The following is a 20,573-nucleotide window of genomic DNA, read 5'->3' as shown; positions in this document are numbered from 1 at the left end:
GGGTGATTGAACACAGGTGTTGAATCCACCCCGCAACCATGTGGGAGCGAGCTTGCTCGCGATAGGGCCAGCCCAGGCGACCCAAGACCATCAGACCTCATGCAACGGCACCCGCACCGACAAGGTCGTCCCCTCCCCCGGTTCACTGTCCAGGGTCAATTGACCGCCCATGATCAGCACCCGCTCACGCATGCCGACCAGACCAAAGGACGTCGGCCGGCTGGTATCGGCAATAAATCCTACACCGTCGTCGCTGACCGTCAGACATAAATCAGCGCCTTGTTGAGCCAGCGTCAACTCCACGGTATGCGCCTGGGCATGGCGCATCACATTGGTCAGCGCCTCCTGGAGAATCCGAAACAGGCCGATGGCCTTGGCATCGCTCAAGGGCGGCAGATTGTCCGGCACCTGCACCAGGCAAGGAATCTGCGTACGCGCCTCGAAGCGCCGGGCCTGCCATTCGATGGCTGAGGCGATACCGGCATCCAGGATCGGCGGGCGCAACGCCGTCGCCACGTCCCGCACCAGTTGGAACAACTGGGCAATCAAGCGCTTCATGCTGTTAAGCCGCTCATGCAGGCCCGGGTCGAGTTGCGCGTAGGCCAATTCACACATGGAAGTTTCAAGCTTCAACACCGTCAGCATCTGGCCCAGCTCGTCGTGGACTTCCCGGGCAATACGGGCTTTTTCCTCTTCCCGCACGCTTTCCAGGTGCGCCGACAATTCGCGCAGCTGCTCCCGGGAACGGGCCAGTTCCAGCTCGATGCGCTTGCTGTCGGTGATGTCCCAGACGATACCGTCCCAGACATAGGCGCCATCCTCGAGACGACGGGTGATCGCCTTGATCTCGGCCCATCGTTCCTGGCCTTCGCGGGTCAGGATGCGGCCCTGCCATGACCAATCGCTGTCGGTGTCCAGCGCCTGGTCCTGGGTGCGGTGATAATCGGCCTTGTCCTCCGGGTGCACCAGGCTGCGTAGCCCGGTGTCGCTGCGGGCCAGGGTTGCAGGGGAATAACCCACCAGGCTTTCGCTGCCTTCGCTGATGTAGGCAAAGTCGATCTGGCCGGTCACCGGCGCCCGCTCCAGGCGAAAGACCAGGCCCGGCACATTGGCGGCGATGCCTTGCAGCCGCGCCTCGCTTTCGCGCAACGCCGCCAGCGCACGTCGGCGCTCGGTCACATCATTGAGGTAGACCACCAGGTATTCGGCGTCACGAAAACGCAGGAAGCTCAGGGACACGTCGGCCGGCAGGATGCTGCCGTCGGCTCGCACGCACTCGGTTTCGAAGCTCTGCGGCCCCTCTTCACTGGCCCGGGCGCGCTTCCACAGGTTCAACCAGCGGTCCATGTGCAAGCCCGGCTCGAAGTCGATCAAGGGCCGGTCGATGATGGCGCCCGAAGCGTAGCCAAGCATGGTTTCGGCCGCTCGGTTGGCGTAGCGCACGTGGCTGTCCCAATTGACCCACAGAATGCCGACGGTGCTTTGGTCGATGGAAAACTGCGTCAGGCGCAAGGCTTCTTCGCTGGCAGCACGCTGGGCGATGTCTTCCCTCGCGGCACGCAGACGGCGCTCCAGGCCACGTTGCTGGCGGCGCTGCCAGAACACGATGGCGACACTGCTGAGCAGCAGGGCCAGGATCAACAGGGTCAGGTTCTGCCAGAAACCCGGGGTTTCGGTCAGGCGTGGGTATTTGGGCTTGAGCCAACGGCTGTGCAACTGCTCCAGCTCCTTGGCCGGGATCGCCTGCAAACCGCTGTCGATGATTTCTGCCAGCTCCGGCCAGTCCCGGCGTGTGGCCACCCGTAGCAACTGCGGCAGACCAATGTCGCCCACCACCGCCAGCTCGGCGAATTCGGGCTCGACCATCAACCGCCCCAACTGCGCTTCGTCGACCACCGCGTATCGGGCCTGCTGGGTCAGCAGCAATTGCAGGGCCTCACGCTCCATCGGCACGCCTTGCAGGTTCAGCGTCGGGTAGTTGCTGCGCAGGTAATCAGCCGTGGCGCTGGGCATGCGCACCGCAACACGAGCCTGGGCGTCGAGTTTTTCCAACTCCACCCCCTCAGCCCCTTTCTGCGCACCGACGATCAATTGCGGCACGCGCATGTAGGGATCGGAAAACTGCCAGAGCTTGAGCCCGCCCGGGGATTGGGTCAGGCCCGGAGCGACGTCCACCTCGCCAGCACGCACCGCGGCTTCCAGTTGCGCCACGTCCTGGAAATTGCGCCAGGTCAGCTCGACGTTCAAGGCCTTGCCCAGCCACTGCATCAACTCGACGTTGGTACCGGACAACCGCTGTAAACGCCGGTCGTATTGCGCATAGGGCGCCTGCAAGACCAGGCCGACCCGCCATTGCGGATGTTGCACCAGCCATTGGCGCTGCCCTGCATTCAATTGCACCCCTGGCGCCGACGGCGCGGGCGCGGCCCACGCCATCAAGGGAAGCCATAAACAGCCGATAACCCACAGGCAGCAAAAACGCATCATCGAAGTCTCATGCACTGACAAATACTGACCAACCCATTAGGCTGCCGGAAATACTTCTGGTCATGGAATATCCGATGCCCTCTGTTTATCGCCTGGCGTTGCCAGCATTGTGCCTGTCGCTGATCCTGCCAAGTGCCTTTTCTGTCCAGGCCAGCGAAACGGCCCCCGCCGCCGAGCAATCTGCCCAAGAAAAAACCGTCGAGCGCCAGCCTTTGCTCGAGCGTAGCCAGGAAGAAGCGGCTGCACTTGGACGAAAAATCCCGCCCCAGGAACAGCAACAGTTGCAGACCGGCAGCGACACCTTCCTGGCGCTGTGGAAACCGGCCAATACCAGTGAACCCAGGGGCGCGGTCATCATAATCCCCGGGGCCGGTGAAACAGCTGACTGGCCTCAAGTCGTCGGCCCATTGCGCAAAAAGTTGCCCGATGTCGAATGGAGCAGCCTGAGTATCACCCTGCCGGACCTGCAAAGCGACGTCATTGCACCGCGCGTAGTGGAAGCACCGCCCGAGACCAAACCGGCCGACACCGCTGCCGCGGCACCGGACGCCACCACTTCGGCGCCGATCGAACAGGTCGCAGGCGGCGAAGCCGATGCGGTGGATCCGGTCGTTGCGCCAAACGATGAAGAGCACGCCAAGGCCGACGCCGAGCGCATCTTCGCCCGTATCGATGCGGCGCTGGCCTACGCCGAACAGCAAAGCGCACGCCGCATCGTGCTGCTGGGCCATGGCACCGGCGCCTATTGGGCCGCCCGTTACTTGAGTGAAAAGCAGCCCTCGCAAGTCGAACGCTTCGTGATGGTGGCTGCGCAGACGCCGGTCACTGCCAACCCCGGCCTGGCCGAACTGACCCCGACCTTGAAGCTGGCGACCGCCGATATCTTCTACATGGACAAACCGCTGGATCGCAACGCGGCGCTGGAGCGCTTGCAGGGGAGCAAGCGCTTGAAAGGTTCGACCTTCAGCCAAGTGTCCCTCAAGGCCCTGCCGAACCCGTCGGCGGAGCAGGAACAGCTGTTTCGGCGGGTTCGGGGTTGGTTGAATCCGCAGAAGCCGGGGGAGTAAGGGCCGGCTCTGCCCCCTTCACCGTGGCGAGGGAGCTTGCTCCCGCTGGACCGCGAAGCGGTCCTCAAACCAAGCGCCGCGGCTCTTCAAAGAGCGATCGCATTAACCGGATTGCGACTGCTGCGCAGCCGAGCGGGAGCAAGCTCCCTCGCCACGGGGTGACGCTACCGAAAATCCCGCCGTTCCCGAATCAGTCGATAGGCGTTATGCAGCTCTCGGGTTTTATCGGTGGCCTCACGCACCTGCAACGGTGTCGCGCCGCTGCCGGCAATCTTGTCCGGGTGATGCCGACTGAGTAGCCGCCGGTAAGCGCGCTTGATCTGCGACGGTTCGCTGGTGGCCGAAACCCCCAGCAAGCGCAGGGCTTCCTGATAGGTCACGCCGGCGTTGGGCCGCGACAGTTTCTGCGGTTCGTAATCGGCCGCCAGCGCCTGGACCTGTTGCGGCGTCCAGCCTAACCAGCGGCCCCATTGGGCCACCAGCTCCCGCTCACTGACACCGGCACGCCCATCGGCCCAGACCATCCGCCAACAGGCGCGCAGCACCCCTTCAGCCGCATGGGGCTGGACGGCCAGGCGGCGCATGTAACCGCGCAAGCGATCGTTTCCGGACTTGCCACGGTTGAACGCCGCGATAGCCCGGCGCTGCGCAGATTCGCTCAGGTCCAGCGCCCGCATCTCCTGGCGAGCCTGCTGGATGTGGCCGTCGACCACACGCCCATCGCATTTGGCCAGGCGTCCGAGCAATACAAACAACAACTCATCGTTGCGCAACGCCGGGCGGCCGCCCAGCCGCTCACGTATTTGTGCCCAGCCCTGCAAGTTCAGGCGCCGGTCTAACGCCTGTCCCAACAACGCACCAAGCATGGCCCCCGGAATGCTGGCTATGGCAAAACCCGCCCCGGCTCCAATCAGAGTCCCTGGCCACCACATATCAACCGCTCGCTTCTATCAAGGTTTCGACCTGCGCCAACCGTTCATGGGTACCGACATCGACCCAATGCCCTTTCAGGTGCTCGCCACTGACGCGCCCCTCAGCCATGGCCGTGCGCAACAGCGGTGCGAGCTTGAAGGCACCGCCTGTGCAACCGTCGAACAACCGCGGGTGCAGGACGGCGATGCCGCTATAGGTCAGGTTGTCGGCAGGCGTTTGCCCATCGTGAACCTTTCCGTCGGCCAGGATGAAATCGCCGTCCGGGTGATGCTCTGGATTATCGACGAGCACCAGGTGTGCCAGCCCTTCTAGCGGCCTGCGCAAGGCGCTGAAATCGTAGTCGGTCCAGATATCGCCGTTCACCACCACAAACGCGTCATCGCCCAGCAGCGGCAAAGCCCGGAAAATCCCACCGCCGGTCTCCAGCGGCTCGCCTTCGGGCGAAAACCGAATGCTCACGCCAAAACCTGAACCGTCCCCCAGGTGATCTTCGATCTGCTGGCCGAGCCAGGCGTGATTGATCACGATCTCCGAGAACCCGGCCTTGGCGAGCGCCCGCAAGTGGTACTCGATCAAGGGGACGCCACCCACGCGAATCAACGGCTTTGGCGTGGTCAGGGTCAAGGGGCGCATGCGCTCGCCCTTGCCCGCCGCCAGGATCATCGCCTTCATGCCGTTGCTCCGGCCGATTGGCGCAAGCTGCCAAGCAGCTCTTCGAGCGGCGCCAGTTCAGGACGCCGGGCAATGACCGCTTCTATATAAGCAAAGAAGCGCGGCACATCGCCTAGGTAACGTGGCTTGCCATCACGGTGGCAGATGCGCGCGAAGATCCCGATGACCTTGAGGTGACGCTGCACGCCCATCAAATCGCTGGCCCGCAGGAAATCCTCGAGATCCGGCTGGACGGGAATGCCGAGGGTGCCGGCCTGTTGCCAGTAAGTCTCCAGCCAGCCACGCACACGCGCTTCGGGCCAACTGAGGAAAGCATCCTTGAACAGGCAGGTCACGTCATAGGTGACCGGGCCATAGACCGCATCCTGGAAGTCCAGCACACCGGGGTTCGGGACGCTGAGCATCAGGTTGCGCGGCATGTAGTCGCGGTGCACCAGCACTTTGGGCTGGGCCAGGGCACTGTCGATCAACAGCTCGCTGGCCTGTTGCCAGAGTTGCTGCTGGGCCGAATCGAACTCGATGCCCAGCTCGCGCTTGACGTACCACTCGGGAAACAATTCCAGCTCCCTACGCAGCAACGCGACGTCGTAGCTCGGCAACGGCGCGACCATCGGCAGTTGCTGGAAAGCCAACAAGGCTTGCAGGGCATCAGCGAATAAATCGTCGGCATTTTCGCCGTCGATCACATCCAGATAGGTCTGATTGCCCAGGTCATTGAGCAAAAGAAAGCCGCGATCGAGGTCTTCGGCATAAATTTTCGGCACGTTGATGCCGGATTTCGCCAGCAAAAAAGCAATATCCACGAAGGGTTTGCAGTTTTCCTGGGGCGGTGGCGCATCCATCACGATCAAACTGCGGCCCTCGCCTTCCCAGCGGAAGTACCGCCGGAAACTCGCGTCACTGCTGGCGGCGGTCAACGTGGCCGGGGGTACGGCGCCCCAGCCCTGTTGAGTGAAAAGGATCGGCAGTTGTTCATCGAGCCAAAGTTTCAGGTGTTGCAAGCGTACATCTTGGTCGGGCATTGCAAGGGTCTCCGACGGCGCTAGCCGTCAAGCGGGTCATGCTTTATTATCCAGCATCTTTTTCAGACCATCGAGAGGCGTGCGGCCCACACCGCGGGCAGATGGCACGCAGGAAGCCCGGACTAATAAGATGGCATTGAAATCCCCCGCGTTTCGTAAAAAATTTCCGTTGCTGGTCACCGGCAGTCTGCTGGCCCTGCAACCCCTGGCCTCTTCATTCGTCGTCGCGGCGCAGCAGTATGACTGCTCCGTCTCCGCTTCGGGTGCCTGGGACTGTGCGCCCAAGACACCGGCCGCCGCGTTACCGCCGCGTCCCGTGCATGACGGCAGCGCGGTTTCCGATAGCGGCGCGGCTTCGGCCGACAGCAGCTCGGGCGAGGTAGCCGGCGAAAAGCCGATGCTCGTTACCGAAGCCAAGGGCCGAGGTCTGAAGTCGCGCAGTGCAGACTACAGCCACCTGGATTGGGTTCCACGAGAGAACCTCACCCCGGCGCAACTGGCTGAAACCGGTCCGTACTGCGCCGGTGCCTATATCGAGCCGACGCGTCCTGGCATGAATGACAAGACCGCCAAGAGCGACGCCCCCACCTTCCTCGGCGCCAAGGCGTCACGCTATCAGCAGGAAGAACAGGTGGCGACCCTGGCCGGTGACGTGGTCATGCGCCAGGGCAGCATGCAGGTCGAGGCCGACGAGGCCAGCCTGTACCAGGCCGAGAACCGTGGCGAGCTGAGCGGCAACGTGCGGGTTCGCGACAACGGTACGCTGATCGTCGGCGACCACGCCGATGTACAGCTGGACACCGGCGAAGCCAAGGTCGACAACGCCGAATACGTGATGCACAAGTCGCGCATCCGTGGTAACGCGCTGTACGCCAAGCGCGCCGAGAACGCGATCATCCGTCTCAAGGACGGTACGTACACCACGTGCGAGCCGGGCAGCAACGCCTGGACGCTCAAGGGCAACAACATCACCCTGAACCCGGCTACAGGCTTCGGCACCGCGACCAACGTGACGCTGCGGGTCAAAGACTTCCCGGTCCTGTACACACCGTACATCTATTTCCCGATCGACGACCGTCGCCAATCCGGTTTCCTGCCGCCGACTATCGGCAGCGGCAGCGACACCGGCTTCCTGCTGGTCACCCCGTACTACTTCAACCTGGCACCGAACTACGACGCCACGTTGTACCCGCGCTACATGAGCAAGCGTGGCCTGTTGATGGAAGGCGAGTTCCGCTACCTGACCAAGTCCAGCGAAGGTCAGTTCGGTGCCGCGTACCTCAACGATGAAGACAACGAACGCGCCAAGCAGACCGACTACAGCAAGACTCGCTACATGTACAACTGGCAGCACAAGGGCGGTCTGGATTCCCGTGTAGCGACTGAGGTCGACTACACCAAGATTAGCGACCCCTACTACTTCCAGGATTTGCAAACCGACCAGATCGGTATTGAGTCCAAAGACTACGTGAACCAGCAAGGCGCGGTCAGCTATCGCGGTGATACGTATATGGCACGTTTGAACGTCCAGGCCTATCAGATGGCCACGATTTCGAACATCACGCCTTATGATCGCTTGCCTCAGATCACCTTTAATGGTGCGCTGCCACAGCATCCGGGTGGTTTGGATTTTGCCTATAACACTGAGTTCGTGCGATTTGATCGTGATTTGAGGACTGGGCGCTACAAAGATGAGACTGGAGGTCCTTTTAATCCAGATGGGACAATCGGAACCCCATTCCTAGACACTAACGTCCGAGGGCTCGCCCGCGCTACCGGCGACCGGATGAATCTGGCACCCGTCGTTAGCCTGCCAATGAATGCAAGCTATGGCTTCATCAAGCCATCGCTCAAGTACCAGTACACTCAATACGATCTGGACCTGGACAATCGCGGCAAACAAGACATCGCCGGCCAAAGTGCCGAAGCCGATCGCCTGAATGGTACCTACAGCAGGAACCAAAACCGCGGCGTTCCAATCGCCAGCATCGACAGCGGCCTGTACTTCGACCGTGACACCCAGTGGTTCGGCAAGAACTATCGCCAGACACTGGAGCCGCGCCTGTACTACCTCTACGTGCCGGAAAAAGATCAGAGCGACATCCCGGTTTTCGATACCGGCGAAAGCACGTTCAATTATTCCTCGCTGTTCCGGGATAACCGCTTCACCGGCTCCGACCGTGTCGGTGACGAGAACAAGCTGTCGCTGGGCGTGACCAACCGCTGGATCGAAGAAGACGGCTTCGAGCGTCAGCGCATCAGCGTTGGCCAGGCCTTGTACTTCAAGGACCGCGAGGTCCAACTGCCTGGCATTGATGCCAAGACTCGTAACGACGCGCATTCGAACGTATCGCCTTACGCGCTGGAATACGAATACCGTTGGAACCGCGACTGGCGTACCACCGCCGATTATAACTGGGACCCGGACAGCCACAGCCCTCGCTCGGGCAGCGCGATGTTCCACTACCAGCCTGAAGATAACCCGAACAAGGTTATCAACGCCGGTTATCGCTATCGCAACGATCAGATCCGCTACGACCAGACGACTGGTCAATGGCAAGTGGGCGGCGGCGACTATGGCACCCCGGGCCAACCTGGCTACGTGAAGGACTACTACAAGATCAAGCAGCACGACTTCTCGGTCATCTGGCCGATCGTGCCGCAGTGGAACGCAATCAGCCGCTGGCAGTATGACTACAACCGCAACCGTACCCTGGAAGCCTTCGGTGGTTTCGAATACGACAACTGCTGCTGGAAACTGCGCCTGATCAACCGTTACTGGGTCGACTATGAAGAGTTCAGTCAGGCCGCCCCGGAAAACGAAAAAGGCGACCACGGCGTCTTCCTCCAAATTGTTCTGAAGGGACTCGGCGGCCTGACCGGCGCCAAGGTAGAGAGCTTCCTCGACAAAGGCATCCAAGGTTATCGTGAACGTGAAGATCAAGCTTTCTGATTGTCTGCGCCCGCTGATGCTGGGCGCGCTGTTCCTGGGTACCGCGGCCAACGCCGCGGTACAGTCCATCGATAAAGTGGTGGCCATCGTCGACAACGACGTGGTCATGCAGAGCCAGCTGGACCAACGCGTCCATGAAGTGCAGCAAACCATCGCCAAGCGCGGCGGTGGCCTGCCGCCTCCGGGCGTGCTGGACCAACAAGTGCTCGAGCGCCTGATCGTCGAAAACCTGCAATTGCAGATTGGCGAACGTTCCGGCATTCGCATCACCGATGAAGAACTGAACCAGGCCGTGGGCACCATTGCCCAGCGCAACAACATGAGCATCGACCAGTTCCGCGCCGCCCTGGCTCGCGACGGCCTCTCCTACGAGGACGCCCGCGATCAGATCCGCCGCGAAATGGTCATCAGCCGTGTGCGTCAGCGCCGTGTCGCCGAACGCATCCAGGTGTCGGAACAGGAAGTGAAGAACTTCCTCGCGTCCGACCTGGGCAAGATGCAGCTTTCCGAAGAGCTGCACCTGGCGAACATCCTGATTCCTACCCCGGAAAGCGCCAACTCCGAAGCCATCCAGAGCGCTTATCGCCAGGCAATGGATGTCTACCAGCAGCTCAAGCAAGGCGCTGATTTCGGCCAGATGGCTATAGCCAAGTCGGGCAGCGACAACGCCCTGGAGGGCGGCGACATGGGCTGGCGCAAGCCCGCTCAACTGCCGCCTCCGTTCGACCGTGAACTGAGCGCCATGGCCGTGGGCGACATCACCCAGCCAGCGCGCACGCCAGGCGGTTTCATCATCCTGAAAGTACTGGAAAAACGCGGTGGCGGAACCCAGGTCCGTGACGAAGTACATGTTCGCCACATCCTGATCAAGCCAAGCGAGATTCGCAGCGAAGCCGAGACCAAGCGCCTGGCCGAGAAACTCTACGACCGCATCGAAGCGGGCGAAGACTTCGCCGAACTGGCGAAGAGCTTCTCGGAAGACCCGGGGTCGGCCCTCAACGGTGGCGACCTGAACTGGGTTGACCCGAATGCGCTGGTTCCCGAGTTCCGCCAGGTCATGGCCGACACGCCGCAAGGCCAGCTGTCCAAGCCGTTCAAGAGCCCTTATGGCTGGCACGTGCTGGAAGTCCTTGGCCGCCGCGCCACCGACAGCACCACCCAGGCGCGCGAACAGCAGGCGATGACCGTATTGCGTAACCGCAAATACGACGAAGAGCTGCAAACCTGGCTGCGTCAGATTCGCGACGAAGCCTACGTTGAAATCAAACTTCCTGGTGCAGACCAGGCAGCGCAGTGAAACCCAAGCGTTTCGCGCTGACACCCGGCGAACCAGCCGGCATCGGTCCCGACCTGTGCCTGCTGCTCGCCTCGCAACCCCAGCCACATCCCCTGATAGCTATCACCAGTCGCGAGCTGCTCCTTGAGCGGGCCGCGCAACTGGGGGTGGTTGTTGACCTGCTGCCGGTGTCACCCCAGGCCTGGCCGGATGCTCCGGCGCCCGCCAACAGCCTGTATGTCTGGGATACGCCGTTGGGCGCCCCGGTCGTCACCGGGCAGTTGGATCAGGCCAACGCCGCCTTCGTCCTGCAAACCCTGACCCGCGCTGGCCAAGGCTGCCTGGACGGAGCGTTCGCCGCCATGATCACCGCTCCGGTGCACAAGGGCGTGATCAACGAGTCCGGGATTGCCTTTTCCGGGCACACCGAATTCCTGGCTGAGCTGACCAACACCGCGCAAGTGGTGATGATGCTCGCCACCCGTGGCCTGCGTGTGGCCCTGGTGACCACCCACCTGCCCTTGCGGGACATCGCCGACGCCATTACCCCGGAACGCCTGGAACGGGTCACGCGCATCCTGCACGCCGACCTCCAGGAAAAATTCGGCATCGCCCGGCCACGCATCCTGGTCTGCGGGCTCAACCCCCATGCCGGCGAAGGCGGACACCTGGGCCGTGAAGAAATCGACATCATCGAACCCACCTTGGAGCGCTTGCGCAGCGAGGGCATGGACCTGCGTGGCCCGCTGCCTGCCGACACTCTGTTTACCCCCAAATATCTGGAGCACTGCGATGCGGTGCTGGCGATGTACCACGACCAGGGCCTGCCCGTGCTGAAGTACAAAGGCTTCGGTGCGGCCGTCAACGTGACGTTAGGCCTGCCGATCATCCGTACCTCCGTGGACCATGGCACCGCCCTGGACCTGGCCGGCAGCGGCAAGATCGATACGGGCAGCCTGCAAGTCGCGCTGGAAACCGCCTACCAGATGGCCGAGACCCATTTATGACCGAGCAATACCAACACCGCGCGCGCAAGCGCTTCGGCCAGAACTTCCTGCATGACGCCGGCGTGATCGATCGCATCCTGCGCTCCATCCGGGCCAAGCCCGACGACCGCCTGCTGGAAATCGGGCCGGGCCAGGGCGCCCTGACCGAGGGCCTGCTCGACAGCGGCGCGCAACTGGACGTCGTGGAACTGGACAAAGACCTGGTCCCGATTCTTAACCAACAGTTCGCCGGCAAGAGCAACTTCAGCCTGCACCAGGGCGACGCGCTGAAGTTCGACTTCAATAGCCTGAACGCCGAGCCGAACAGCCTGCGGGTGGTGGGCAACCTGCCGTACAACATTTCCACGCCGTTGATCTTCCATCTGTTGAGCAATGCCGGTCTGATCCGCGACATGCACTTCATGCTGCAGAAAGAAGTGGTCGAGCGCCTCGCCGCCGGCCCTGGCGGTGGCGACTGGGGTCGCCTGTCGATCATGGTCCAGTACCATTGCCGGGTCGAACACCTGTTCAACGTCGGTCCGGGTGCATTCAACCCGCCGCCAAAAGTCGATTCGGCCATCGTCCGCCTGGTGCCCCATGCTGTCCTGCCACACCCGGCCAAAGATCATCGCCTGCTGGAGCGGGTGGTGCGCGAAGCGTTCAACCAGCGCCGTAAAACCTTGCGCAACACCTTGAAACTGCTGCTCAGCAGCGCCGAAATCGAAGCCGCCGGCGTCGACGGCAGCCTGCGCCCCGAGCAGTTGGACCTGGCGGCGTTCGTACGCCTGGCCGACAAGCTCAGCGAACAGGCCGCTCCGCAAGCCGACGCCAACTGAACGGGTGACGAGCGCTATCGGGCAGTACGCCAGTCTGGTCTACTACCCGATACTTGGCCTAGACTGATCTCCTGAGTCGCGCCCGCGTCCCGCTTCGTTTTTAAGGCCTTATTTGCATGTCTGATCCTCGTTACCAGGTCGACGTCAGCGTCACCACCCGTTTTCTGGCAGAACAGTCGCAACCCGAGCATGACCGCTTCGCCTTCGCCTACAGTATTACCGTGCGCAACAACGGCTCGTTGCCGGCCAGGCTGCTGTCGCGGCACTGGGTCATCACCGACGGCGACGGTCATGTCGAAGAAGTGCGCGGTGAAGGCGTGGTTGGCCAGCAGCCGTTGATCGACGCCGGCGCAAGCCACAGCTACAGCAGCGGGACGGTGATGACCACCAAGGTCGGCACCATGCAGGGTACCTACCAGATGCTGGCCGAGGATGGCACACGCTTCGATGCCGTCATCAAGCCCTTTCGCCTGGCCGTGCCCGGAGCCCTGCACTAATGGCCACCTATGCGGTCGGCGACCTGCAAGGCTGCCTCGACCCGCTCAAATGCCTGCTGGAACGCGTCGCCTTCGATCCGCAAAAAGATACGTTGTGGCTGGTGGGTGACTTGGTCAACCGGGGTCCGCAGTCCCTTGAGACGCTGCGCTTTCTCTACAGCATCCGCCAGTCGCTGGTGTGTGTGCTCGGCAACCACGACCTGCACCTGTTGGCCGCCTGGCAGAACATCGAGCGCCTGAAAAAATCCGATACCTTGAGCGAAATACTCGCCGCCCCCGATTGCATTGAACTGCTGGAGTGGCTGCGCCAGCAAAAGCTCATGCATTACGACGAGCAACGCAACCTCGCGCTGGTCCATGCTGGCATCCCGCCCCAGTGGTCCCTGCGCAAGGCGCTCAAGTGCGCCGCCGAGGTGGAACAGGCATTGCGCGACGACAATCTGTTCGCCCCTTACCTGGATGGCATGTACGGCAACGAGCCGGTCAAGTGGGACAACGACCTCACCGGCAGCGCCCGCCTTCGCGTCATCACCAATTATTTCACGCGCATGCGCTTCTGCACCCGCGACGGCAAGCTCGATCTCAAGGGCAAGGAAGGCATCGAGACCGCCCCACCTGGCTATGCCCCCTGGTTCAAGCACAGCGAGCGCAAGACCCGTCACCTGAAGATCATTTTCGGGCACTGGGCGGCACTGGGAGGTCAATCCGACGAACCCGGCGTATTTGCCCTCGATACCGGCTGCGTGTGGGGCAGCGCCATGACGCTGATGAACGTCGACACGGGCGAGCAGCTGCGTTGCGATTGCGACGAACAGGGCCACGCCACAATCCATCACCCGACCACTGCACCATTGCCGGCCGGCACCGCCGTTTGACCGGTGTTGCGCTCAAGCTACAGGAGTCCCTCATGACCGAATTCAAACGCATCCCCCCGGAACAGGCCCAGGCCCTGCGCGAGCAAGGCGCGGTCGTCGTCGACGTTCGCGACCCAGCCACGTTCGCGGCTTCGCATATCAGTGGCGCCCAGCATCTGGATAACCATTCCATCGCCGACTTCATCCGTGCCGCCGACCTCGATGCGCCAACCGTCGTGGTCTGCTATCACGGCAACTCCAGCCAGAGCGCAGCCGCCTATCTGATCAGCCAAGGCTTCAGCGACGTCTACAGCCTGGACGGCGGTTTTGAGCTATGGCGCACGACTTATCCTGCAGAAATAGCTCAAGGCAATCAGGAATAATTTTTTATGTCGCCCAAGCCCGCGTGAACCGTGGGTTTGGACGCTGGCAGACGAACGGTCTGCCACAACTAATTACGTATTCCACCTTTACCTCCGTGATTCCGAACTATCCTTAGCCTCAGGCCATCCAAAACAGGGGAGAGCCGGTACACCGGCGCGCGGGTCATCGGGAGTCAGCTTTCAGGAGCCTGCATTCTTGAAAGCATTCTGGGGGGTAAACGGCAACTGGATTCCCAGCGGCTGTCCAGCATCGACTGATTGATCCGACACCGGCTCCACGTATCGAGCGAGGTGACGTCATGAGCATTTTTAGCCACTTCCAGCAACGTTTCGAGTCCACGCGGCAAGAGGAATACTCGCTGCAGGAATACCTCGAACTCTGCAAGCAGGACCGCAGTGCCTATGTGTCGGCTGCGGAACGTCTGTTGCTGGCCATCGGAGAACCGGAACTGCTGGATACCTCGGCCAATTCGAGGCTTTCGCGGATCTTCTCCAATAAGGTGATTCGCCGCTATCCGGCCTTTGAGGACTTCCACGGGATGGAAGAATGCATCGACCAGATCGTGTCCTATTTCCGCCACGCCGCCCAAGGCCTGGAAGAGAAGAAACAAATCCTCTATTTGCTCGGCCCCGTGGGTGGCGGTAAATCGTCCCTGGCCGAAAAACTCAAACAACTGATCGAAAAAGTGCCCTTCTATGCCATCAAGGGCTCGCCGGTGTTCGAATCGCCCCTGGGGCTGTTCAACGCCACCGAAGACGGCGCGATCCTCGAGGAAGACTTCGGCATTCCACGCCGCTACCTCAGTACCATCATGTCGCCATGGGCGACCAAGCGCCTGGCCGAGTTTGGCGGTGACATCAGCCAGTTCCGGGTGGTCAAGCTCTACCCGTCGATCCTCAACCAGATCGCGGTGGCCAAGACCGAACCGGGGGACGAAAACAACCAGGATATTTCGGCCCTGGTGGGCAAGGTCGATATTCGCAAATTGGAAGAATTCCCACAGAACGACGCCGACGCCTACAGCTATTCGGGTGCACTGTGCCGGGCCAACCAGGGCCTGATGGAATTCGTCGAAATGTTCAAGGCGCCCATCAAGGTGCTCCACCCGCTGCTGACCGCCACCCAGGAAGGCAACTACAACAGCACCGAGGGCCTGGGGGCCATTCCGTTCACCGGCATCCTGCTGGCTCACTCCAACGAGTCGGAATGGCATACCTTCCGCAACAACAAGAACAACGAAGCCTTCATCGACCGGATCTATATCGTCAAGGTGCCGTACTGCCTGCGCGTGACCGACGAGGTGAAGATCTACGACAAGCTGCTGTTCAACAGTTCGCTGTCCAAGGCTCATTGCGCCCCCGACACCCTGAAGATGCTGGCCCAGTTCACGGTGCTGTCGCGTCTCAAGGAGCCGGAAAACTCCAACATCTATTCGAAGATGCGTGTGTACGACGGTGAAAACCTAAAGGACACCGATCCGAAGGCCAAGTCGATCCAGGAATACCGCGACAACGCGGGGGTCGACGAAGGGATGAATGGGCTGTCCACGCGCTTCGCGTTCAAGATCCTGTCCAAGGTCTTCAACTTCGACCCCCACGAGATCGCGGCCAACCCCGTACACCTGCTGTATGTGCTGGAACAGCAGATCGAACAGGAACAATTCCAGGCCGAAACCCGCGAACGCTACCTACGTTTCCTCAAGGAATACCTGGCGCCGCGCTACATCGAGTTCATCGGCAAGGAAATCCAGACGGCGTACCTGGAGTCCTACAGCGAATACGGCCAGAACATCTTCGATCGCTACGTGCTGTACGCAGACTTCTGGATCCAGGACCAGGAATACCGCGACCCGGAAACCGGCGAGATACTCAATCGCGTGGCCCTCAACGAGGAGCTGGAAAAAATCGAAAAACCGGCGGGCATCAGCAATCCGAAAGATTTCCGCAACGAAATCGTCAACTTCGTGCTGCGCGCCCGGGCCAACAACAACGGCAAGAACCCAACCTGGCTCAGCTATGAAAAACTGCGGGTGGTCATCGAGAAGAAAATGTTCTCCAACACCGAAGACCTGCTACCCGTCATCAGCTTCAACGCCAAGGCCAGCAAGGAGGACCAGCAAAAACACAACGACTTCGTCACACGCATGGTCGAACGTGGCTATACCGACAAACAGGTACGACTGCTTTCCGAGTGGTACCTGCGGGTCCGGAAATCGCAATAAGCAGCGGCAAGCTTCTAGCTAAAAACTGCAAGGGAACGGCGTCGGGCCCAAGGTTCGACGCCACGCCCCTTACGGCTTGAGGCTTACGACTTGAAGCTCCCCCGGAGGGGCCTATGAGCTATGTGATCGACCGACGCCTTAACGGCAAGAACAAGAGCACGGTGAACCGCCAGCGGTTCCTGCGGCGTTACCGTGACCACATCAAGAAGGCCGTCGAAGAGGCGGTCAGCCGGCGCTCCATTACCGATATGGAACACGGCGAACAGATCAGCATCCCCGGCCGCGACATCGACGAGCCGGTGCTTCACCATGGTCGCGGCGGCAAACAGACCGTCGTGCACCCTGGCAACAAGGAATTCACCAGTGGCGAGCACATCCCCCGACCTCAGGGTGGAGGTGGCGGCAAGGGCCCTGGCAAGGCAGGCAATTCCGGCGAAGGTATGGATGAGTTCGTCTTCCAGATCACCCAGGAAGAATTTCTGGAGTTCATGTTCGAAGATCTGGAACTGCCGAACCTGGTCAAGCGCAACCTGACCGGTACCGATACCTTCAAGACCGTGCGTGCCGGTATCAGCAATGAAGGCAATCCTTCACGCATCAACATTATCCGTACCCTTCGTTCGGCCCACGCCCGGCGCATCGCGCTGTCGGGCAGCAGCCGGGCCAAACTGCGCGAAGCCAAGGAAGAGCTGGCTCGCCTGAAATGCGAAGAACCCGACAATTTTGGCGACATTCAAGACCTCGAAGCGGAAATAGAGAAACTCAGCGCACGCATCCACCGCGTCCCGTTCCTCGACACGTTCGACCTCAAGTACAACCTGCTGGTGAAACAGCCAAACCCCAGTTCCAAGGCGGTGATGTTCTGCCTGATGGACGTGTCCGGCTCCATGACCCAGGCCACCAAGGACATCGCCAAGCGTTTTTTCATCCTGTTGTACCTGTTCCTGAAACGAAACTACGACAAGATCGATGTGGTCTTCATTCGCCACCACACCAGCGCCCGAGAAGTGGACGAAGAGGAGTTCTTCTACTCCAGGGAAACCGGTGGCACCATCGTTTCCAGCGCGTTGAAGCTGATGCAGGAAATCATGGCCGAACGCTACCCCGCCAACGAATGGAACATCTATGCGGCCCAGGCGTCGGACGGAGATAACTGGAACGACGACTCACCGATCTGCCGTGACATCCTGATCAACCAGATCATGCCGTTCGTCCAGTACTACACCTATGTGGAAATTACCCCACGGGAACACCAGGCCCTGTGGTACGAGTACGAACGGATTGCCGAAGCTTTTTCCGACACATTTGCCCAACAGCAACTGGTCTCGGCCGGGGATATCTACCCGGTCTTCCGTGAACTCTTCCAGCGCAGGTTAGTGACATGACCGCCAAAAAAGAGCAGAAACGCCAGCCCATTTCCACCGGCTCCGAATGGACGTTCGAGCTGATCAAGGCCTACGACCGCGAAATCAGCCGTATCGCGGACCGTTATGCCCTCGACACCTACCCCAACCAGATCGAGGTCATCACCGCCGAGCAAATGATGGACGCGTACGCGTCGGTCGGCATGCCGCTGGGCTATCACCACTGGTCCTACGGCAAGCACTTCCTCAGCACCGAGAAATCCTACAGCCGCGGCCAGATGGGGCTGGCCTATGAGATCGTGATCAACTCCGACCCCTGCATCGCCTACTTGATGGAAGAAAACACCATCTGCATGCAGGCCCTGGTGGTGGCGCATGCCTGCTACGGGCACAACAGCTTCTTCAAAGGCAACTACTTGTTCCGCACGTGGACCGATGCCAGTTCGATCATCGATTACCTGGTGTTCGCCAAGCAGTACATCATGCAATGCGAGGAGCGCCACGGTATCGACGCGGTGGAAGACCTGCTGGACTCCTGCCACGCCCTGATGAACTACGGCGTGGACCGCTACAAACGACCGTATCCGATTTCCGCCGAAGAAGAACGTCGGCGCCAGAAGGACCGCGAAGAGCACCTGCAAAAACAGATCAACGATCTGTGGCGCACCATTCCCAAAGGTGCGGACAAATACAACGAAAAAGACAATGCCCGCTTCCCTGCCGAGCCCCAGGAGAACATTCTCTATTTCATTGAAAAACATGCACCATTGCTGGAGCCCTGGCAGCGGGAAATCGTGCGCATCGTGCGCAAGATCGCCCAGTATTTCTATCCACAGCGCCAAACCCAGGTGATGAACGAAGGCTGGGCCACGTTCTGGCACTACACGCTAATGAACGACCTGTACGACGAAGGCCTGGTCACCGACGGCTTCATGATGGAGTTCCTGACGTCCCACACCAGCGTGGTATTCCAACCTGGCTTCGACAGCCCGTATTACAGCGGTATCAACCCCTACGCACTGGGTTTCGCCATGTATCGCGACATCCGACGCATGTGCGAAAACCCTACCGAGGAAGATCGTCACTGGTTCCCGGAAATTGCCGGTTCGGACTGGCTGTCCGCCATTAAATTCGCCATGAGCAGTTTCAAGGACGAAAGCTTCATCCTGCAGTACCTTTCGCCCAAGGTGATTCGCGATCTGAAACTGTTCAGCATCCTCGATGACGACCAGAAAGATGACCTGGTGGTACCCGCCATTCACGATGAGAGCGGCTACCGCATCATCCGCGAAACCCTGGCGGCGCAGTACAACCTGGGTAATCGCGAGCCTAATGTGCAGATCTACAGCATCGATCGCCGCGGAGACCGCTCGCTGACCCTGCGGCACCAGGCGCACAACCGCAAACCATTGGGTGACTCCACCGATGAAGTGCTCAAGCACCTGCATCGGCTCTGGGGTTTCGACATCCACCTGGAAACCCTGCAAGGCGACCAAGTGATGAAAACCCATCACGTGCCCCCCAGAAGCGAACAAGCCGAAGGCGACTATGGCCGCCTGGACCTGGCCGTCATTCATCTTTGATCCCGTTTTCGCCTCCGGACGTCTGACGCAAAGGTTATTCTGTCGGACCAACGGAGGTTTTTTATGCAGATCTATAAAGTTGGCGGCGCCGTTCGCGATCGCCTGCTGGGCATTCCCGTCACTGACGTCGATCGGGTCGTGGTGGGGGCCACCGCCGAGGAAATGCTCGCCAAGGGTTTTCGCCCCGTGGGGGCCGATTTTCCGGTATTCCTCGAGCCGAGGACTGGCGAGGAGTACGCCCTCGCCCGCACTGAGCGCAAAAGTGGCCGCGGCTATGGCGGCTTCGTGTTCCATGCCAGTCCTGAAGTGACCTTGGAGGAGGACCTGGTTCGCCGGGACTTGACCATCAACGCCATGGCAGAAGATGACCATGGCAATCTGACCGATCCGTACCACGGCCAGCGCGATCTGGAAGCCCGGATACTGCGTCACGTTTCTCCCGCTTTCGCCGAAGATCCGCTCAGAGTTTTGCGGGTTGCCCGCTTTGCCGCGCGTTATGCGCCGCTGGGTTTCAAGGTGGCGGACGAAACCCTCGAACTGATGCGCCAGCTTAGCGAGTCCGGCGAACTGGAGGCGTTGACGGCTGAGCGCAGTTGGAAAGAAATTTCCCGCGCCCTCATGGAAAAACAACCACAGGTATTTATCCAGGTCTTGCGCGACTGCACGGCCCTCAAGGTCTTGATGCCCGAGGTCGATGCGCTGTTCGGCGTGCCGCAGCCTGAAGCCCATCACCCGGAAATCGATACCGGCATCCATACCCTGAGCGTGCTGGCGCAAGCAGCACTGCACCAACAACCGTTAACGGTCCGCTGGGCCTGCCTACTCCATGACCTGGGTAAAGGTCTGACGCCTCAACACGAATGGCCGCGACACATCGCCCATGAGCACACGGGATTGAAGCTGATCAAAGCTGTCAACGAACGCTTCAAAGCACCGCGCGACTGTCAGGAACTGGCGTTATTGGTTGGCCAGTACCACACCCATGGCCATCGCGCCCTTGAACTGAAGGCGTCTACGCTGCTTGAGCTGCTACAAAGTTTTGATGTGTACCGTCGCCCCCAGCGCTTCGAGGAATTCATTGCGGCATGCGAGATGGATGCGCGGGGGCGCAAGGGGCTGGAGCAGCGAAGTTATCCACAGGCTGATTATTTGCGGGGGGCGGCAGCGGCAGCTCGGGGGGTGGCGGTGCAGCCTTTGCTGGAAAAGGGCTTCAAGGGGCCGGAGCTGGGCGAGGCGATCAAGCGCGAGCGCCTAAGGGTGTTGAAGGCCTACAAGGAGGCGGCTAGCTGACGGGGGTTTTGGGTCAACTTGCATTTGTGCCGGATGTACCGCCGTCATCGCGAGCAAGCTCGCTCCCACAGTGGACCTCGGCTGAACACAAGATATGCGCCCGCTGAAATTCTAATGTGGGAGCGAGCTTGCTCGCGATGACGGCAGC

At 60.7% G+C, this 20,573-nt stretch carries 16 protein-coding genes; 12 read left to right on the top strand and 4 right to left on the bottom strand.

Annotated features, from left to right (window positions below):
• Positions 1-90: 90 nt before the first annotated feature.
• Positions 91-2,487 (bottom strand): PAS domain-containing sensor histidine kinase, encoded by a 2,397-nt coding sequence (locus AB4N80_RS08150; protein WP_122566691.1) that lies wholly within the window; start codon positions 2,485-2,487, stop codon positions 91-93.
• Between the two features lie 74 nt (positions 2,488-2,561).
• On the opposite strand from AB4N80_RS08150, the gene AB4N80_RS08145 reads away from it, so the two are divergent.
• Positions 2,562-3,554, top strand: a complete 993-nt coding sequence (locus AB4N80_RS08145) for an alpha/beta hydrolase family protein (protein WP_122566690.1) — start codon at positions 2,562-2,564, stop codon at positions 3,552-3,554.
• Between the two features lie 164 nt (positions 3,555-3,718).
• On the opposite strand, the gene AB4N80_RS08140 is transcribed toward AB4N80_RS08145, so the two are convergent.
• Genes AB4N80_RS08140 through AB4N80_RS08130 form a run of 3 tightly spaced genes read right to left on the bottom strand, consistent with a single transcriptional unit; the run spans position 3,719 to position 6,181 of the window.
• Complete coding sequence (locus AB4N80_RS08140; protein WP_122566689.1) at positions 3,719-4,486, bottom strand: TerB family tellurite resistance protein; 768 nt, start codon at positions 4,484-4,486, stop codon at positions 3,719-3,721.
• Between the two features lies 1 nt (position 4,487).
• Complete coding sequence (murU, locus tag AB4N80_RS08135) at positions 4,488-5,159, bottom strand: N-acetylmuramate alpha-1-phosphate uridylyltransferase MurU (protein ID WP_122566688.1); 672 nt, start codon at positions 5,157-5,159, stop codon at positions 4,488-4,490.
• Positions 5,156-6,181 (bottom strand): aminoglycoside phosphotransferase family protein, encoded by a 1,026-nt coding sequence (locus tag AB4N80_RS08130; protein WP_354336682.1) that lies wholly within the window; start codon positions 6,179-6,181, stop codon positions 5,156-5,158. The genes murU and AB4N80_RS08130 overlap by 4 nt, the downstream gene beginning before the upstream one ends.
• A 130-nt stretch (positions 6,182-6,311) precedes the next feature.
• Between AB4N80_RS08130 and AB4N80_RS08125 the strand changes: the two genes are divergently transcribed.
• The 11 genes from AB4N80_RS08125 (at position 6,312) to AB4N80_RS08075 (ending at position 20,425) form a co-directional block, all read left to right on the top strand.
• A complete protein-coding gene (locus AB4N80_RS08125) occupies positions 6,312-9,134 on the top strand; it encodes an LPS-assembly protein LptD (protein ID WP_460081463.1) in 2,823 nt (940 codons plus the stop codon).
• Positions 9,115-10,431 carry a peptidylprolyl isomerase SurA gene (gene surA, locus AB4N80_RS08120; RefSeq protein ID WP_156334343.1) on the top strand — a complete coding sequence of 439 codons (1,317 nt, stop codon included), beginning with the start codon at positions 9,115-9,117 and terminating at the stop codon, positions 10,429-10,431. The genes AB4N80_RS08125 and surA overlap by 20 nt, the downstream gene beginning before the upstream one ends.
• Positions 10,428-11,417 (top strand): 4-hydroxythreonine-4-phosphate dehydrogenase PdxA, encoded by a 990-nt coding sequence (pdxA, locus tag AB4N80_RS08115; RefSeq protein WP_122566685.1) that lies wholly within the window; start codon positions 10,428-10,430, stop codon positions 11,415-11,417. The genes surA and pdxA overlap by 4 nt, the downstream gene beginning before the upstream one ends.
• On the top strand, positions 11,414-12,232 hold the full coding sequence (gene rsmA / locus AB4N80_RS08110; RefSeq protein ID WP_122566684.1) for a 16S rRNA (adenine(1518)-N(6)/adenine(1519)-N(6))-dimethyltransferase RsmA: 819 nt from the start codon (positions 11,414-11,416) through the stop codon (positions 12,230-12,232). The genes pdxA and rsmA overlap by 4 nt, the downstream gene beginning before the upstream one ends.
• A 116-nt stretch (positions 12,233-12,348) precedes the next feature.
• Positions 12,349-12,729, top strand: coding sequence for a Co2+/Mg2+ efflux protein ApaG (gene apaG / locus AB4N80_RS08105; protein WP_122566683.1), 381 nt, complete (start codon positions 12,349-12,351; stop codon positions 12,727-12,729).
• The gene (locus AB4N80_RS08100) at positions 12,729-13,604 is read left to right on the top strand and encodes a symmetrical bis(5'-nucleosyl)-tetraphosphatase (RefSeq protein ID WP_122566682.1); all 876 of its coding nucleotides are present in this window, start codon (positions 12,729-12,731) and stop codon (positions 13,602-13,604) included. The genes apaG and AB4N80_RS08100 overlap by 1 nt, the downstream gene beginning before the upstream one ends.
• Positions 13,605-13,636: 32 nt before the next feature.
• Positions 13,637-13,966 (top strand): thiosulfate sulfurtransferase GlpE, encoded by a 330-nt coding sequence (gene glpE, locus AB4N80_RS08095; protein ID WP_122566681.1) that lies wholly within the window; start codon positions 13,637-13,639, stop codon positions 13,964-13,966.
• Positions 13,967-14,265: 299 nt separating this feature from the next.
• Positions 14,266-16,188, top strand: coding sequence for a PrkA family serine protein kinase (locus AB4N80_RS08090; RefSeq protein WP_018607229.1), 1,923 nt, complete (start codon positions 14,266-14,268; stop codon positions 16,186-16,188).
• 113 nt (positions 16,189-16,301) lie between these two features.
• Positions 16,302-17,573: a YeaH/YhbH family protein gene (locus tag AB4N80_RS08085; RefSeq protein ID WP_122566680.1), complete on the top strand. Its 1,272-nt coding sequence runs from the start codon at positions 16,302-16,304 to the stop codon at positions 17,571-17,573.
• Positions 17,570-19,135, top strand: coding sequence for a SpoVR family protein (locus tag AB4N80_RS08080; protein ID WP_122566679.1), 1,566 nt, complete (start codon positions 17,570-17,572; stop codon positions 19,133-19,135). Before AB4N80_RS08085 ends, AB4N80_RS08080 begins: the two co-directional genes overlap by 4 nt.
• A gap of 63 nt (positions 19,136-19,198) precedes the next feature.
• Positions 19,199-20,425: a multifunctional CCA addition/repair protein gene (locus AB4N80_RS08075; protein ID WP_305491208.1), complete on the top strand. Its 1,227-nt coding sequence runs from the start codon at positions 19,199-19,201 to the stop codon at positions 20,423-20,425.
• The last annotated feature ends 148 nt before the right edge of the window (positions 20,426-20,573 follow it).

The sequence above is a fragment of the Pseudomonas sp. H3_A02 genome (genome assembly GCF_054671965.1).
The sequence above is the reverse complement of the archived record's forward strand: the minus strand, read 5'-3'. Positions and strand labels throughout refer to the sequence as shown.

What these genes read in the sequence shown, in the direction of transcription:
- AB4N80_RS08150 (WP_122566691.1), bottom strand. Translation starts at nt 2,487, where the DNA reads ATGATGCGTTTTTGCTGCCTGTGGGTTATCGGCTGTTTATGGCTTCCC.
- AB4N80_RS08145 (WP_122566690.1), top strand. Translation starts at nt 2,562, where the DNA reads ATGCCCTCTGTTTATCGCCTGGCGTTGCCAGCATTGTGCCTGTCGCTG.
- AB4N80_RS08140 (WP_122566689.1), bottom strand. Translation starts at nt 4,486, where the DNA reads ATGTGGTGGCCAGGGACTCTGATTGGAGCCGGGGCGGGTTTTGCCATA.
- murU (WP_122566688.1), bottom strand. Translation starts at nt 5,159, where the DNA reads ATGAAGGCGATGATCCTGGCGGCGGGCAAGGGCGAGCGCATGCGCCCC.
- AB4N80_RS08130 (WP_354336682.1), bottom strand. Translation starts at nt 6,181, where the DNA reads ATGCCCGACCAAGATGTACGCTTGCAACACCTGAAACTTTGGCTCGAT.
- AB4N80_RS08125 (WP_460081463.1), top strand. Translation starts at nt 6,312, where the DNA reads ATGGCATTGAAATCCCCCGCGTTTCGTAAAAAATTTCCGTTGCTGGTC.
- rsmA (WP_122566684.1), top strand. Translation starts at nt 11,414, where the DNA reads ATGACCGAGCAATACCAACACCGCGCGCGCAAGCGCTTCGGCCAGAAC.
- apaG (WP_122566683.1), top strand. Translation starts at nt 12,349, where the DNA reads ATGTCTGATCCTCGTTACCAGGTCGACGTCAGCGTCACCACCCGTTTT.
- AB4N80_RS08100 (WP_122566682.1), top strand. Translation starts at nt 12,729, where the DNA reads ATGGCCACCTATGCGGTCGGCGACCTGCAAGGCTGCCTCGACCCGCTC.
- glpE (WP_122566681.1), top strand. Translation starts at nt 13,637, where the DNA reads ATGACCGAATTCAAACGCATCCCCCCGGAACAGGCCCAGGCCCTGCGC.
- AB4N80_RS08090 (WP_018607229.1), top strand. Translation starts at nt 14,266, where the DNA reads ATGAGCATTTTTAGCCACTTCCAGCAACGTTTCGAGTCCACGCGGCAA.
- AB4N80_RS08085 (WP_122566680.1), top strand. Translation starts at nt 16,302, where the DNA reads ATGAGCTATGTGATCGACCGACGCCTTAACGGCAAGAACAAGAGCACG.
- AB4N80_RS08080 (WP_122566679.1), top strand. Translation starts at nt 17,570, where the DNA reads ATGACCGCCAAAAAAGAGCAGAAACGCCAGCCCATTTCCACCGGCTCC.
- AB4N80_RS08075 (WP_305491208.1), top strand. Translation starts at nt 19,199, where the DNA reads ATGCAGATCTATAAAGTTGGCGGCGCCGTTCGCGATCGCCTGCTGGGC.